Annotated in this window: 14 protein-coding genes; 13 read left to right on the forward strand and 1 reads right to left on the reverse strand. The window is 66.5% G+C overall.

Annotated features, from left to right (window positions below; all coding sequences use genetic code 11):
• Positions 1-61 precede the first annotated feature (61 nt).
• The 7 genes from P2869_RS02445 to P2869_RS02475 all read left to right on the forward strand — a co-directional run bounded on the left by P2869_RS02445 (position 62) and on the right by P2869_RS02475 (position 9,511).
• Positions 62-1,282: an aminotransferase class V-fold PLP-dependent enzyme gene (locus P2869_RS02445; RefSeq protein ID WP_277597362.1), complete on the forward strand. Its 1,221-nt coding sequence runs from the start codon at positions 62-64 to the stop codon at positions 1,280-1,282.
• 10 nt (positions 1,283-1,292) lie between these two features.
• Entirely contained in the window at positions 1,293-2,105 is an 813-nt protein-coding gene (locus P2869_RS02450; protein ID WP_277597363.1) for a fumarylacetoacetate hydrolase family protein, read from the forward strand.
• A complete protein-coding gene (locus P2869_RS02455; protein WP_277597364.1) occupies positions 2,102-5,191 on the forward strand; it encodes an FAD-binding and (Fe-S)-binding domain-containing protein in 3,090 nt (1,029 codons plus the stop codon). Before P2869_RS02450 ends, P2869_RS02455 begins: the two co-directional genes overlap by 4 nt.
• Before the next feature lie 98 nt (positions 5,192-5,289).
• Positions 5,290-6,573, forward strand: coding sequence for an MFS transporter (locus P2869_RS02460; RefSeq protein WP_277597365.1), 1,284 nt, complete (start codon positions 5,290-5,292; stop codon positions 6,571-6,573).
• A gap of 40 nt (positions 6,574-6,613) precedes the next feature.
• On the forward strand, positions 6,614-7,396 hold the full coding sequence (locus P2869_RS02465) for an enoyl-CoA hydratase-related protein (protein ID WP_277597366.1): 783 nt from the start codon (positions 6,614-6,616) through the stop codon (positions 7,394-7,396).
• A 56-nt stretch (positions 7,397-7,452) separates the two neighbouring features.
• Positions 7,453-8,712, forward strand: coding sequence for a CoA transferase (locus tag P2869_RS02470; protein WP_277597367.1), 1,260 nt, complete (start codon positions 7,453-7,455; stop codon positions 8,710-8,712).
• Positions 8,713-8,998: 286 nt separating this feature from the next.
• A complete protein-coding gene (locus tag P2869_RS02475) occupies positions 8,999-9,511 on the forward strand; it encodes a thioesterase family protein (RefSeq protein ID WP_277597368.1) in 513 nt (170 codons plus the stop codon).
• Between the two features lie 54 nt (positions 9,512-9,565).
• Here P2869_RS02475 and P2869_RS02480 read toward each other — a convergent pair whose 3' ends face one another.
• Positions 9,566-9,919 carry a hypothetical protein gene (locus P2869_RS02480; protein WP_277597369.1) on the reverse strand — a complete coding sequence of 118 codons (354 nt, stop codon included), beginning with the start codon at positions 9,917-9,919 and terminating at the stop codon, positions 9,566-9,568.
• A 25-nt stretch (positions 9,920-9,944) separates the two neighbouring features.
• On the opposite strand from P2869_RS02480, the gene P2869_RS02485 reads away from it, so the two are divergent.
• The 6 genes from P2869_RS02485 to P2869_RS02510 are packed head-to-tail and all read left to right on the forward strand — an operon-like array spanning position 9,945 to position 15,664.
• Positions 9,945-10,283, forward strand: a complete 339-nt coding sequence (locus tag P2869_RS02485; protein ID WP_277597370.1) for a hypothetical protein — start codon at positions 9,945-9,947, stop codon at positions 10,281-10,283.
• A 53-nt stretch (positions 10,284-10,336) separates the two neighbouring features.
• Entirely contained in the window at positions 10,337-11,053 is a 717-nt protein-coding gene (locus tag P2869_RS02490; protein WP_126876792.1) for an acyltransferase, read from the forward strand.
• Entirely contained in the window at positions 11,040-11,870 is an 831-nt protein-coding gene (locus tag P2869_RS02495) for a glycosyltransferase (RefSeq protein ID WP_277597371.1), read from the forward strand. Before P2869_RS02490 ends, P2869_RS02495 begins: the two co-directional genes overlap by 14 nt.
• Positions 11,867-13,030 carry a glycosyltransferase gene (locus P2869_RS02500; protein ID WP_277597372.1) on the forward strand — a complete coding sequence of 388 codons (1,164 nt, stop codon included), beginning with the start codon at positions 11,867-11,869 and terminating at the stop codon, positions 13,028-13,030. Before P2869_RS02495 ends, P2869_RS02500 begins: the two co-directional genes overlap by 4 nt.
• Before the next feature lie 16 nt (positions 13,031-13,046).
• Positions 13,047-14,168, forward strand: coding sequence for a glycosyltransferase family 4 protein (locus P2869_RS02505; protein ID WP_277597373.1), 1,122 nt, complete (start codon positions 13,047-13,049; stop codon positions 14,166-14,168).
• Positions 14,165-15,664, forward strand: a complete 1,500-nt coding sequence (locus P2869_RS02510) for a lipopolysaccharide biosynthesis protein (protein ID WP_277597374.1) — start codon at positions 14,165-14,167, stop codon at positions 15,662-15,664. The genes P2869_RS02505 and P2869_RS02510 overlap by 4 nt, the downstream gene beginning before the upstream one ends.
• Positions 15,665-15,710: the final 46 nt, after the last annotated feature.

Genomic DNA, 15,710 nt, shown 5'->3' on the forward strand with positions numbered 1-15,710 from the left:
TTCCCAGAGACCTATTCGTGCTCTAAAGTATTTTGCATGCAAAATTCAAAAAGGACACGCAATGCTTGAACTGGACTTTCATCCCGCCGGCCGTCACTTCCTGCAGATTCCAGGGCCCAGCCCCGTGCCCGACCGGATTCTGCGCGCGATGAGCTATCCCACCATCGACCATCGCGGCCCCGAATTCGGCGCGCTGGGCCTGCGGGTGCTGTCCGGCATCAAGAAGGTGTTTCAGACCGCGCTGCCCGTCGTGATCTATCCGGCCTCGGGCACCGGCGCCTGGGAGGCCGCGCTGTGCAACACGCTGAGCCCCGGCGACACGGTGCTGATGTACGAGACCGGCCACTTCGCCACGCTCTGGAAGAAGATGGCCGAGAGCCTCGGTCTGAAGCCCGAGTTTCTCGGGCTGCCCGGCGTGGAAGGCTGGCGGCGCGGCGTGCAGGCGCCCATGATCGAAGCGCGGTTGCGCGAAGACACGCAGCACGCCATCAAGGCCGTGTGCGTGGTGCACAACGAGACCTCGACGGGCGTGACCTCGGACATCGCCGCGGTGCGCCGCGCCATCGACGCGGCGGGCCACCCCGCGCTGCTGATGGTCGACACGATCTCGGGCCTCGCCTCCGCCGACTATCGCCATGACGAATGGGGCGTGGACGTGACCGTGTCCGGTTCGCAGAAGGGCTTGATGCTGCCGCCCGGCATCAGCTTCAACGCGGTGTCGCAAAAGGCGCTGGAAGCGAGCCGCCACGCGAAGCTGCCGCGCGCGTTCTGGGGCTGGACCGAGATCATCGAGATGAATCGCACCGGCTACTGGCCCTACACGCCGAACACGAACCTGCTCTACGGCCTTGCCGAAGCGCTCGACATGATCTTCAGCGAAGGGCTCGACAACGTCTTCGCACGTCACCAGCGCCTCGCCGAAGCGTGCCGCCAGGCGGTGCGCGCGTGGGGCCTCGAAATTCAATGTGCCGACCCGGCTGTCTACTCGCCGGTGCTCACGGGCGTCGTGATGCCCGAGGGCGTAGATGCCGACGCCGTGCGCAAGCTGATCTACGAGCGCTTCGACATGTCGTTGGGCACGGGGCTCGGCAAGGTGAAGGGGCGCATGTTCCGCATCGGCCACCTGGGCGACTGCAACGACCTCACGCTGATGGCCACGCTCGCCGGCTGCGAGATGGGGCTGAAGCTGGGCGGCGTGAAGCTCGCGGGCAGCGGCGTGCAGGCGGCCATGGAATATCTCGGCACGCACGCGCCGGCGCGCGCACTGCGCGTAGCCGCGTGAGGGCCGCGCGATGAATCGTCCCGAAACCCTCGACTTCGCTGCGGCCGGCAGCAGCCCCGCCCGTACCGCCGCCCGCGCCCAGTGGCTTGCCGATGCGCGCGCCGATCACTCGCCCATCGTGCGCGTGCCCGACGAACTCGCGCCCGCCACCGCCGAGGACGCCTTCGACACCCAGCACGAGACGCTGCGCCGCCTGAAGTACGGCATCGGCGGCTGGAAGGTGGGCGCGAAGTCGCCGGACGCACCCGCGCAAGGCGCGCCGTTGCCCGATGCGTTGCTTTACGCGAGCCCCGCGCGTTTGCACTTCGACGCGCACGCGCCGTTCGCGCTCGAACTCGAGATCGCGTTTCGCCTTGGCCGCACGTTTGAAGCGAGCAGCACGCCCTATGCCGCGCAAGACGTGATGTCGTCCATCGAATCGATGTGCGCGACCATCGAAGTGGTGACGAGCCGCTTCGCCGCGTGGCCCGACGTGGACCGCCTGTGGCAGCTTGCCGATCTGCTCAATCACGGCGCGCTGATTGCGGGCGCGCCCGTGCCGTATCGCGACGACTTCCCGTTCGCCGCGCCGTCGCTGCGCTTCACCTATAACGGCGCGAGCGTGTTCGGTTCTGAGCCGGCGAACCCGGCGGGCGATCCGCGGCGGCTCTTGACCTGGGTCGTGAATCACAGCACCGGCCGCGGCATCGCACTCGCAGCGGGCGCGGTCATCACCACCGGCAGCTTCATCGGCATGTGGACCGCGCGCGAGCCGGGCGTGGCCGTGGGCGAGATCGAAGGGCTGCCGCCCGTGCAGGTGCAGTTCGACGGAGCCGCCCGATGACATCGGCGCCGCGCAGCGCAACGCTCGTGCGGCCGGTGCGGCTCATGCCGTCGCACCCTGGCGGCACGGCAGGCGGTGCGATGGCGCCCACGCCGCTCGCGGTCCAGTTGGGCAACGCGCTGCGCGGCGACGTGCTGTTCGACCGCGCCTCGCGCGGCCGCTATGCCACGGACGCCTCGATCTACCAGATCACGCCCGTCGGCGTAGCGGTGCCGCGCGACGAGGACGACCTGCTCACAGCATTGCAGATTGCCCGCGAGAACCATGTGCCCGTGCTCGCGCGCGGTGCAGGGACGAGCCAGTGCGGTCAGACCGTGGGCGAAGCGCTCGTGATCGATACGTCGAAATGGCTCAACCGCGTGAAGCACTTCGATGCTGAAGCGCTGACGGTGACGGTCGAGCCCGGCATGGTGCTCGATCATCTGAACGCGTGGTTGAAGCCTCACGGGCTCTGGTTTCCCGTGGACGTCTCCACGGGCGCGCAATGCACGCTAGGCGGCATGGCCGGCAACAACTCGTGCGGCTCGCGTTCCATCCAGTACGGCAACATGGTCCACAACGTGGCCGCCATCGATGCCGTGCTCGCCGACGGCACGCTCGCGCGCTTCGGCCCGCTTGCGCAGATGGAAGCGGCGGCCTCTCGCGTGCGCGCCATCGTGGACGGTCTGCGCAACATCGCTTCACGCGAGCGCGACGAGATCGTGGCGCGCGTGCCCAAGGTGCTGCGCCGCGTGTCGGGCTACAACCTCGACGTGTTCGACTGCCAGAACCCGATGCCCTACAGCGCGGACGGCGAACCGAATCTCGCGCACGTGCTGGTGGGCTCGGAAGGCACGCTCGCGTTCAGCCGCGAACTCACGCTGAAGCTCGCGCCGCTGCCCGCGCACAAGGTGCTCGGTGTCGTGAGCTTTCCCACCTTTTACCAGGCGATGGACCTCACCCAGCACATCGTGCGGCTCGGTCCCTCGGCGGTGGAGCTGGTCGATCGCACCATGATCGATCTCTCGCTCGGCAATCCGGCGTTCCGGCCTGTGATCGAAGCAGCGCTCGTGGGGCGTCCGCAAGCGGTGTTGCTGGTCGAATTCGCGGGCAGCGAGCAGGCGCCGTTGCTACGCCGGCTGGAAGATCTTGTCGCGCTGATGGGCGACCTCGGCCTGCCGGGCTCGGTCGTGCGCATGACGGACACGGGCCCGCAGAAAGCGCTCTGGGACGTCCGTAAGGCCGGGCTCAACATCATGATGAGCATGAAGGGCGACGGCAAACCGGTATCTTTCATCGAAGACTGCGCGGTGCCGCTCGACCATCTCGCCGAATACACGAGTCGCCTGACCGACGTGTTCCACCGGCACGGCACGGAAGGCACGTGGTACGCGCACGCGAGCGTGGGCACTCTGCACGTACGGCCCATTCTCGACATGCGCCGCGACGGCGCCGCGAAGATGCGCGCCATTGCCGAAGAAGCGGCCGCGCTTGTGCGCGAGTACAAGGGTGCCTATTCGGGCGAGCACGGTGACGGCCTGTGCCGCGGCGAATGGATCTCGTGGCAGTACGGACCGCAACTGACGCGCGCGTTCGGCGAAGTCAAAGCGCTGTTCGATCCCGACAACCTGTTCAGCCCGGACCGCATCGTCGCGCCGCCGAAGATGGACGACGCGCGTCACTTCCGCTTTGCACCGGGCTACGCAGAAACACCGTTCGAACCGAAGCTCGACTGGTCGGCGTGGAACGTGACGCGCGACCCCCTCACGGGCGCCGAAGGCACGCCGGGCAGTGGCGGCGACCGCACGCACGGACTCGCGAAGGCCGTGGAGATGTGCAACAACAACGGCCACTGCCGCAAGTTCGACGCGGGCACGATGTGCCCGAGCTATCGCGTGACGCGCGACGAGCAGCACGTCACGCGCGGTCGCGCGAATACGTTGCGGCTGGCGTTGAGCGGGCAGGTAGGGGAGGCCGGTCTAGCAAGCGCCGAGGTGCGCGAGGCGCTCGATCTCTGCGTCTCCTGCAAGGGCTGCAAGCGCGACTGCCCGACGGGCGTCGATATGGCGAAGGTGAAGATCGAAGCGCGCGCGGCCTGGTATGCGCGGCACCCCATGCGCTGGCGCGATCGGCTCGTCGCGTTTCTGCCGCGCTATGCGGCGCTCGCCGGCGGGTTTGCGCCGGTGACGGCGTTCGTCACGCGTTCGCCGGCGGCGCGCGCGCTGCTGGCACGCTTCGGCATTGCGCCCGAGCGCAGCCTGCCGCGTTTCACGAAGAGCTTCCTTGCGAGCGTGCGAGGCGAGCGTCGCGGGCAGGAGACCACTGCCGGCGCTGGCACGACAGCCACGCGCGAAGTCCTGCTCTTCGTCGATACCTTCAACAACCACATGGAGCCCGAGAACGCGCGCGCGGCGCGGCGCGTGCTCGAAGCGGCCGGCTACACCGTGCACGTCGATCCGTTCGCGGCCCAGGGTGCCGCGGCGCGCAGCGAGCGCCCGTTGTGCTGCGGCCGCACGTTCCTTGCCGCGGGACTCGTGGACGAAGCGAAGGTCGAAGCGCGCCGCACGCTGGATGCGCTGCGGCCGTTCGTCGAGCGCGGCGTGCCCATCGTCGGGCTGGAACCGTCGTGTCTTTTCACACTGCGTGACGAGTTCCTCGCGTATGGTTTCGGCGACGTGGCACAGCGGCTCGCGCAGTCCGCGCTGCTGTTCGAAGAATTTCTCGTGCGCGAGCGCGAGGCCGGCCGCATGCAGTTGCCGCTGAAGGCGCCTCACGGCATGAAGCGCGCGCTGCTGCACGGCCATTGCCACCAGAAGGCGTTCGGGGCGTTTGCGCCTTCGCGCACGGTGCTCGGCTGGATTCCCGGCATCGACGTGGCCGTAATCGAATCGTCGTGCTGCGGCATGGCCGGCAGCTTCGGTTACGAGGCCGAGCATTACGAGGTGTCGATGGCGATGGCCGAACTCTCGCTGCTGCCCGCTGTTCGCGCAGCGGAGCCGGGCACCGTGATCGTGGCGGACGGTACGAGCTGCCGCCACCAGATTGCCGATGGGGCCGGCGCGAAGGCGCGCCACGTGGCCCACATTCTCGAGGAGGCATTGATGTAGCAAAACGGGCAGTCATTCCAACCACACCTGACCACGCACGGCGCGCTACCTCGATGCAGCGCTACAGCGCCGCCGGCACCGGAGACAAGGAGACAGCGATGTTCCGTCGAGTCACGACGCGCGTTCTGCTGCTGTTGTGCGCGATGTACCTCATCACCTACGTTGACCGCGTCAACGTGAGCACGGCAGCGAGCCAGTTCGGCGCCGAGCTGGGTCTTACCCATACGCAGGTCGGTTTTGTCTTTTCCGCGTTCGCGTATCCGTATCTCGTGTTCCAGATCATCGGCGGGTGGCTGGGCGACCGCTTCGGGCCGCGCCGCACGCTCGCCGTGTGCGCCATCATCTGGGCCGGCGCCACCGTGCTGACGGGGCTCGCGGGCGGTTTCGTGTCGCTCGTGATCGCGCGGCTGCTGCTGGGCCTGGGCGAAGGCGCCACGTTCCCCACGGCCACGCGCGCCATGTCGAACTGGACCACCCCGGAGCGGCGCGGCTTCGCGCAAGGCATCACGCATGCGGCTTCGCGCATCGGCAACGCGGTGGCGCCGCCGCTCATCACGTGGCTCATGCTCACGACGTCGTGGCGCGGCTCGTTCGTGGTGACGGGCATCATCAGCTTCCTGTGGGCGCTCGTGTGGATCTGGTATTTCCGCGACGACCCGCGCGAGCATCCGCGCATCAGCCACGCCGAAAGCGACCGCCTGCCCGCCTACAGCGGCTTCAAGGAACGCAAGCCCGTGCCATGGCGCGCGCTGGTGGGTCGCATGGCGCCCGTCACCCTCGTGTACTTCTGCTACGGCTGGGTGCTGTGGCTCTTCCTCGGCTGGATTCCGCAGTACTTCCTGCACAACTATCACCTGCAATTGAGCAAGTCGGCGCTCTTCGCGTCGGGCGTGTTTTTCGCGGGCGTGCTGGGCGACTGGCTGGGCGGTGAAGTGACCGACAAGATTCTCAAGCGCACCGGTCGCCCGCGTCTTGCGCGCAGCGCGATGGTGGCCATCTGCATGTTCGCGACGCTGCTCTCGCTCATGCCCATCATGCTGGTGCCGAACATGTCGATCACGCTCGCGGCGGTGTGCCTGAGCCTCGGCTTTTTCTTCAACGAAATGACCATCGGACCGATGTGGGCCGTGCCGATGGACATCGCCCCGAAGCACGCCGGCACCGCGAGCGGCGTGATGAACACGGGCTCGGCGCTCGCCGCGATCATCAGCCCCGTGGTGGGCGGCTGGATGATCGACGTAACGGGCAACTGGAACCTGCCGTTCATCGCGTCGATGGCGTTGATGGCAGCGGGCATCGTGCTCTCCATCGCCATGCGGCCGGACCGCCGGCTCGAAGAGCAGGCCGACGAAGCGATCAAGCCGGCAGCCGGGCTCGTCTGATTGCCGGCAGCCTGGTGGCATAGCGGCATAGGGAGACGCCATGAACGAAGCAGGCATTGTGGTCCAGCGTGACGGTTTCATCGCGACCGTCACGATCAACCGGCCGCACAAGTTGAACGCGATGACGAAGACGCTGTGGCGCGAGCTGGGCGAAACCATCGACGCGTTGTCCGCCGAAGACAGCCTGCGCTGCATCGTGCTGCGCGGCGCGGGCGAGAAGGCGTTTTCGCCGGGCAACGACATCGGCGAATTCGCTACGGACCGCGCAAACGTGGAGCAGGCGCGCGAGTACGGCGCGCTGATGCATCGCACGCTCGACGCGTTCGAGCGCTGCCGCCATCCGCTCGTCGCGATGATTCACGGCATCTGCGTGGGCGGCGGGCTCGAGATTGCGTCGATGTGCGACCTGCGCATCTGCGGCGAGTCGAGCCGCTTCGGTGTGCCCATCAAGAACCTCGGGCTCGTGATGGCGCACGCCGAACTCGCGGGGCTCGTGAAGCTGGCGGGCCCGGCCGTGGCGCTCGAAATTCTGCTCGAAGGGCGCATTTTCGGCGCGCAGGAGGCCCTGCAAAAAGGACTCGTCACGCGCGTGGTTGCGGATACCGAAGTCACTGGCGAAGCCTGGGCGTGCGCCACGCGCATCGCCGAAGGCGCGCCGCTCGTCGCGCGCTGGCACAAGCAGTTCGTGCGGCGCGTGATGAACCCGGCGCCGCTCACTGCCGCCGAGCGCGACGAAGGCTTCGCGTGCTTCGGCACCGAAGACTTCCGCATCGGCTACCAGGCGTTTCTCGCGAAGACGAAGCCGGCATTCGAAGGCAAATGAGGCAAATGAGGCAAACGAGGTAGATGCCGCAAACGTGGCAAACGAGGGGACACGAGATGGCACAGAGAGCAGGCCCGCTGGCCGGCATGCGCGTGATCGAACTCGCGCACATCATGTCGGGCCCCGTGTGCGGCATGATGCTCGCCGACATGGGTGCGGACGTCATCAAGGTGGAGAAGGTGCCGGGCGGCGACGACTCGCGCCGCTTCGCGCCCATCATGGCGCACGGTGAGTCGGCGTCGTTCATGATCGTCAACCGCAACAAGCGCGGCATCGCGCTGAACCTGAAAACGGCGGGCGGGCGCGAGGTGCTGCAACGGCTGCTGGCGAGCGCGGACGTGGTGACCGAGAACTATCGCAAGGGCACCATGGAGAAGCTCGGCATGGGCTACGACGTGCTCAAGGCGATGAACCCCGGGCTCATCTACTGCGCGATCTCGGGCTACGGACGCAGCGGGCCGCTGGCCGACAAGGCCGGCTTCGACCTCATCGCGCAGGGCATGAGCGGCCTCATGAGCATGACGGGCGAGCCGGGGCAGGCGCCGATCAAGGCAGGCTCGCCCGTTACCGACATCAACGCGGGCATTCTCGCCGCGCTCGGCATCTGCGCCGCGTATGCCGAGAAGCAGCGCACGGGCCGCGGCCAGATGGTGGATACGTCGCTCTTCGAAGCAGGCCTGCAACAGATGTACTGGGCCTTCGCCAACTACTTCGCCGACGGCACCGTGCTGCCCAAGATGGGCTCGGCCAACCCCACCAGCGCGCCGTATCAGGCGTTTCGTACGCTGGATGGCTGGATCAACGTGGGCGCCGCGAACCAGAGCAATTACGAGCGTCTGGTGAACGTGCTCGGCATGCCGGAACTGGCAAGCGACGCGCGCTTCAGCACCAACGCGGCGCGCATGGCCAATCGCACGGCGCTCGTGGAGGTGCTGGGCGTGCGGCTCGCGCAGAAGACCACGGACGAATGGCTCGTCGTATTCGACGCTATCGGCTTGCCGTGCGGACCGGTGCTCGACGTGCCGCAGGTCGCCACGCATGAGCAGACGCTTGCGCGCGCAATGGTGGTGGAGTCCGACCATCCGCTCGCGGGGCGCACGCGTGGCATCGGTTTGCCGATCCACTTTTCGGTAGGGGACGAGGTGGATGGCGCCACGCCGGAACACGAGCCGATGCCGCGCTCGCGGCCCGCGCCGCTCTATGGCGAACATACGCGTGCAGTGCTGCGCGAATATGGATTCGATAACGAGCGTATCGATGCGCTCGTCGCCGAGGGCGCTGTGCTCGCGCACGATGCGCAGCGGGCGGCGGCTTGAATCGCGCTCGCGCTGTGCCCTCGAATCCGTAGCGGAAATTCGGCTATTGGGGGCCGAGGCCGCGCACGCAGGGTGCCGCCTCGCCGTGCTCGGGCGAGAGGAGGTGCTCTAGGTCTATCCCGCCGCCTGAGCGCGTTTCGCGCGCGCAGGCCGACTACCATGCAGACTCTCGCGCATCGTCCGGTGCGTGCTTTCCTTGTTACCGATCGAATCGGCCATTGCGATGAGTCTGCTGCTACGTCTTCTCACAACCTTGTTGTTCTCGGCACGTCGGGGCCCACTGAACGTGCTGGATACCTGCGTCACGCCGTTTCGCGTGTGGCTCAACGACCTCGATGTGCTGCGTCACATGACGAACAGCCGTTACTTCGCGATTCTGGACCTCGCGCGCGTGGACCTGATGATCCGCAGCGGGCTTTTCAAGCGGCTCAACGCACGCGGCTGGTATCCGGTGGTCACGCTCGAAACGCTGCGCTTTCATCGCTCGCTCGAACTGGGCGAACGCTACGAAGTGGCGACGCGTGTGATCGGCTGGGACGAGAAAAACATCTTCCTCGAACAAGGTTTCGTGCGCGACGGCGCACAGGTTGCGCTCGGCGTCGTGCGTGCGCGCTTTCTCAAGCGCAGCGGCGGGACCGTATCCACCGCGGAGCTGATGGAGCTGGCCGGTATCACGCAGCCGTCGCCACTCTTGCCGGAATGGGTCCGGCAATGGAGCGCGGCGGAGGGCGGGATGGCGGTGAACCAGGCGGCGGCGCGCGAAGACGAGGAGATTGACACAGCGTTCAAGGACGTCTGATCCCGATTTCCGATACCACGGGATGCCTGGCGCAACGTCTTCGCACGTCCGCCTTTACGACGGAAACGCGCGTTCCACCGCGCCTAGCGCACGGCGAATCAACTGATGCTCGACAGGACCGAGCGATTCCGTATGAAGCCGCTGCAACTCGCGCAAAACGATTGCCACTCTACGGGCGAGGTCTACGGATGTCGCGGGAAGCGGCCATACGTGCATGAGGTAAGCGAGCGGCACCACATGCCGGGTCTCGCACCAGCGGTCGAACAGCGCGGCGCAGCAGTCTTCGATTTCGGCGAGCACCATAGCGTCGTCGTGGGAAAGCTGTTCTGTTGCGGCCGGCAGCGCAACGCGTCTGTTGGGCTCGTGCAGGAATCGCGTTGTGCGCTTGAACGGATAGATTTCCGACATGACTGGAACCGAAAGGTGACGCAGAGTGGACGACGCGCTCGCCACCACGCGATGGCCGCCGATCGATGATCGTCGCGCAACGTGGCGTCTTGCCGGGACATTCATCGCGCATCGTAAATTTTTTCCGCTGGCGAGAGCGCGACCTGGCCGATTGAAACCATACCTCGGCGGTTTCTCGCCAACGTCGCCGTCACTCGACCCCGCGTCGTCGCGCAACGACTCGCTGCGTGACGCTATCCGCCAACATCGTGGCGCGATCGGCCAGCCCTATATGGCTAGTGAAGCGCGTGCTTATGATGTGCCGCAATCGATGCAGGAAGCTGCGCAATGGCGGGCACACAAACCGTGTTCGTTGTCGCCTTGAACCTGCGTATTCATTGAACGGCTCGGCAGCGGCGAGCCATTGCGGGTACTGGCATGTTGAGTGCGTTGGTCAATCAGGCGTTGCGGCGCATTCGTCCAGGCAAGGCGCTCGCGCCCGATCTGGGCACGCTGGACGTGCTTCTCTTTCTCGCGGAGCAGTGCGCGAATCTGATGCGCGGCACGGCGCTTTCGTTACGGTCGCGCCGGCCTGTACCGTGCTTCGTCGGCCGACGCGTCAGATTGCGATTCGCACGCAAGGTCGAGATCGGGCGGTACGCGGTCATCGGCGACGGCGCCATTCTGAGCGGACTGGGGCGCGACGGATTGCGCATCGGTGCACGCGCGAATATCGGCGCTTATACGCGGCTTGTGGTGGGCACCGATCTGCAGCGGCCCGGCGCTCACATCGTGATTGGCGAAGGTTGCGGCATCGGCGAGTTTTCGAGTGTGGGCGGCTCGGGCGGCGTCACCATCGGTCGCAACACGATCATCGGGCAATACTTCAGCGCCCACCCGGAAAACCACAATTTCGCGGACCTGACGCGGCCCATTCGCGACCAGGGCACGACGCGCAAGCCGATCGCCATCGGCGAGGACTGCTGGTTCGGCGCACGCGTGACCGTGCTGGGCGGCGTCACGATCGGCCAGGGCTGCGTGGTTGCCGCGGGCGCGGTGGTGACGCGCGACGTGCCGCCCTACTCGATCGTGGCAGGCATTCCCGCGCGCGTGGTCGGCAGCAGGCAGGGAGCAGAAGCCCATGCATGCGCTTGATCTCATCGTCGTAGTGTATCGGCGCGATCCTGAGGCATCCGAAACACTCGCCACACTCAGCCGGATCGACTTCGCGAAGCTGGGCATCGACATCGAAGTCCATATCTGGGACAACGCGCGCGAGCAACCGGCGCCGCCCGATCCGGGCTTCCTGCCTTTTCCGTGGCGCTATTGGTCGTCGCCGGAAAACGAGTCACTCGCGAAGGTCTACAACATGCTGGTCCGGCAGTCGAATCGCCCGTACGTCGTCATCTTCGATCAGGATTCGAGCGTCGATGCCGCGTTCTTTCGCGAGCTGACGGCGAGCATCGACACGGGCAACGCCGAAGTCTTCACGCCGCGCATCCGGCACGGCGATACGACGATCAGCCCGGGTTGCCTCAAGTGGATCAAGGGGTCTGCGCTCGCGCGGGTACGAGACCGCGCGCTTTTGCCGGCGAACTTCACCGCGATGATGAGCGGCATGTGCATCAGCCGCGCGCTGCTCACGCGCCTCGGGCCGCGACCATTCGACGAGCGGCTGCGGCTCTACGGCGTGGATACGCGCTTTTGCCGCGACATTGCGCGCCTCGGCTCGCGCGCGTGGCTCACCGGCGCGCATCTCGAGCACGACTCCGCATTGCGCAGCACGACGAATCCCGACGCAGCGTTGCAGCGCCAGATCTGGCTCTGGCAATCGTGGGTTCACGTCTTCGACCGCAATCTGATGGAGAAACTCGCGATTCGCTGCTACGTGGTGTGGAAGGCGTGGCGCGTGTCGGCTGGCGCCCATGCGCGCGGCCGATTCTTCCAGGTCGTTGCGGAGGTGTTTCGTTGAAGAAGCCGCTAGCCATCGTCATGGTGCACCAGGGCGCGGAGCTGTACGGTTCCGACCGCAGCTTTCTTTCCGCACTGCGTGCACTGCGCGAGCAGCACCCCGACGCCTCCATCGACGTCGTGCTGCCCGAACCCGGGCCAATCGTCGATCACGTCGCGCGATACGCGAGCCGGATTCAGTACGACGAGAACGGTGTGTTGCGCAAGAAGAAGCTCAAGGCGCGACCGCTGGGTACGCTGGCGAACATGGCACGCGCGTGGCGACGCTATTGCCGCCTGTTCGAACGCTACGACGTTTGCTATGTGAACACCGTGGTGTGCGTCGCTGCGATTGCGGCCTTGCGTGGGCGGCGCGCCGGGTGCTACGTGCACGTGCGCGAAATACCTTCGCGCGTGGCGCTGCGCGTGTTCAGAGCGTTGTTGCGTTTCTCGCGCGCTGCGTTGATCTACAACTCGAACGCGACGGCAGCGGCGTTTCGTATGCCCGGCACGGTGATCCACAACGGCGTCGAAGTGGCGGGCGACATTGCCCCTGCGCCGGTGCGTGGTGCGCGGCCGCTGCGGCTTGCCATCATCGGACGCATCAATCCGTGGAAGGGGCAGCAATTCGTGCTGGATGCGCTGCGCACGTTGGGCCGTGCCTTGCCGCTCGAATTGCGCATCGTCGGCGACGTGTTTCCCGGATACGAGGCGGTGCTTGGGCAGTTGCGCGACACCGCGCATGCGTGCGCGCAGAGCGTCGAGATACACGGCTTCACGAATGACCCGGCCGAGCACTACGCATGGGCCGATTACGCGCTGGTGCCGTCGGTGTTGCCGGAGCCGTTCGGGCGCGTGGCCATAGAAAGCTTCGCAAGTGGCCGCCCCGTGATTGCGGCGGCCACGGGCGGCCTCACGGAGATCGTGACGCACGGCGTAACCGGCTTTCTGTTCGAACCTAACGACGCGCAGAACTTGCTGCACGTACTCAAGCATGCACTCGCACTTCCGGACGACGACTACGTGCGGCTCGCGAACGCGGCCCGAGCGTGCTACGTGAACGGATTCACGGTGGAGACCTATATGCGCGCCATTGCGCAGACAGTACAGGCGCCCCACGCCACGGCAGCAGATGCATCCATCCAGCACGACGCCGTCGCGCTTCAGCGCGAATCCCGCTGACGAAACGGCGCTCGCCATGAAAATCACCTTCGTTCTGCCGCGCCTCATGCCACGCCCCACAGGCGGCGGCAAGATCGTCTATCAATATGCCAACGCGCTCGCCGAAGCCGGGCACGAGGTCGAGGTTCTGCATCCGCGCACGCTGTTTCTGTGGCGCTTCCGGCACACGCCGGCCGCACGGCTGCGTTCGCTCGCGGCTGACTGCGCGAAGCTGATGGGCGTGGGCCGGGCCGTGGCCGGGCAGGGACACCGCGCCTGCGTGCCGTGGATGAAGATGCATCCCCGCGTAAGGATTAGCGTCGTGCCCGCGCTGTATCCGCGTTACGTACCGCAGGCGGACGTGATCGTGGCGACGCTATGGCGTACCGCCGAATACGTGGATCGTCTGCCGGCACGTAGCGGAGAGAAGTTCTATTTCATTCAGCATCACGAAACGTGGGCCGGCCCTGAGGCACGCGTCAACCGCACTTTGCGATCGCGCATGAAGAAGATCGTGATCTCAGGATGGCTGAAAGACCTTGTGCACGAGCTGTCCGGCGATACCGCCTGGCAGGTGCCCAATCCCGTCGACCACGCGGAGTTCTTCCTCACGTCTGCGCCTGCTCAGCGCGCCCGCACGGTGAGCATGCTGTATTCGCCGCACGCGTGGAAGGGTGCGGCAGAAGGCGTGGCTGCACTCGAACTGGCGAAGGCGTCGTTTCCCGATCTGCAAGCGGTGCTCTTCGGCACAGCCCCACGGCCGGACTTCCTGCCCGCGTGGATCGCGTATGTCCAGGATCCCGCGAGGCAGGTGCTGCGCGAGACCGTCTACAACGCGTCGTCCATCTATCTGTGCCCCAGCTGGAGCGAAGGCTGGGGGCTGCCGGCGCTGGAGGCCATGGCGTGCGGATGCGCCGTGGTCACCGCGGACAACGGCGGCACACGCGACTTCGTGATAGACGGGCAGAACGGTATCGTCGTGCCGCCGAAGTCGGCACAACCGCTCGCCGACGCGCTCGTTGCGCTGCTCGGCGACGATGCGCGGCGCACGGCCTACGCCGACCGTTCGGTGCGCCTTGCCCAACAGTTCACGCTGCAGGCCTCGGTGGAACGACTCGTCGATGCACTCTCGCAACGTTCGCCGGCGGTTGCGTCATGAGGGTGGGCGGGCAGGGGGGCGCGGGGCGGTTGCGCAAGACGTGGTCGACGTACGTTCCCTACGCGCTCGGAATAGGCAGCAACGCGGGGCTCAACATCGTGCTGCTCTCCCTGCTGACGCGCCGTCTTGAACCCACGCTTTATGGGGGCTACACGGTTGCAATCACGGTGATCGTGCTCGCGAGTTCCGTGGCGGGACAGTGGCTGCAGCAGGCCACGGGACGCTACCTCGCAGGCGCGAGCCGGCGCGCGGCCAGCTATGCGAAGGCGGCCGTGCTGCGCGGCGCCGGCGCGATTTTCCTGGGGCTTGCCGCGCTGTACGTGCTCGCGCGCGTAGCGCAGTGGTTCGATGTTCCGGACGGCGCGCTGTGGCCCCTCTGCGTCATCGCGATCGCCGCGCAAACGCTCTTCACGCTCGTCGGCACCGCATTGCAGTCGGAGCAGCGCGCGTGGCCCTACGCGATCCAGCAGGCGGGCGCGAGTGCGTTGAAGATCGTGTTTTCGCTACTCGTTTGTGGGATGGCGCCGAACGACGTCGGTGCGCTGCTGCTCGCCGTGGCCGCCGCGCAATGCCTGGGCGCCGCGTTCGGTGCGTTGCGGGCGGGCCTCTTCGCCCGCGACGTGCGTGACAAGCTGCTTTCGCGCCGCACGCGCATGGTCTTTCACAAGCTGCGCATCTACGGCGGCGCGATGACGCTGTGGTTCATCTTCATGAACCTCGCCATGTATTGCGACCGGCTGCTCGTTCGCGCACTCGCCGGGCCGGAAATGGCGGGCCTGTACGGCGCGGCGTCAACGCTCGTGGTGGGCTCGGTGAATCTCGTGATGGCGCCGATTCTTGCCGCCGCCTGGCCGCAGTTGATGGGCGCGTGGAACGCCAGGAACGGGCAGGCGGCAGCGCGCCAACTGGGAGACCTGCTCACGTGGCTGTTGTGCTCGGGCGCGGTTCTCGTTGCGCTCGTCGATGCTGTGGCCGTGCCGGCCACGCGCCTTTTTCTCGGCGACAAATTCGGCGCGGCGGCGACGCTTCTGCCGTTGCTGGTCGCTTCGTCGTTCTGCTTTTCGCTCGGGCCGTTCTTTCACAAGCCGCTCGAATTCAAGGAGCGCAAGGCGGTGATGTGCACGGTTGCGGCGCTCGCATTGCTGTTGAACGGCGTGCTGAGTCTCGTGCTGACGCCGCGCTTCGGTGGCATTGGCGCGGGGTGCGCGGCACTCGCAGCGGGCGCTTCGTATTGCGCGGTGAGCGGGTTCGTCGGGCGCAGCATCGTGCCGTGGCGCATCCGCTTCGACTTGCTGGCCGCACTCGCGAGCGTGGCGGTGCTTGCGGCTTGGGCCACGCACCAACTGGCATGGTTGTGGCGCGGTGCCGGCAAGTTCTGGGCATTGGTCGCGGCGAGTGGGATCTTTGCGGCGCTGTTTGTTTTTGCGGTGGCGGCTGTCTGGATTGCGAGCAGAGCGCGCCGCAGGTTCTATGGCAGTGCGCTCAAGAGCCGGTAATACGGTTCATGGTTCGTTCGGCTTGAGCACTGCCGCGTGTCTTGCG

Origin of the sequence: Paraburkholderia sp. SUR17 (genome assembly GCF_029536165.1) — a bacterium.
Lineage (GTDB): Bacteria > Pseudomonadota > Gammaproteobacteria > Burkholderiales > Burkholderiaceae > Paraburkholderia > Paraburkholderia kururiensis.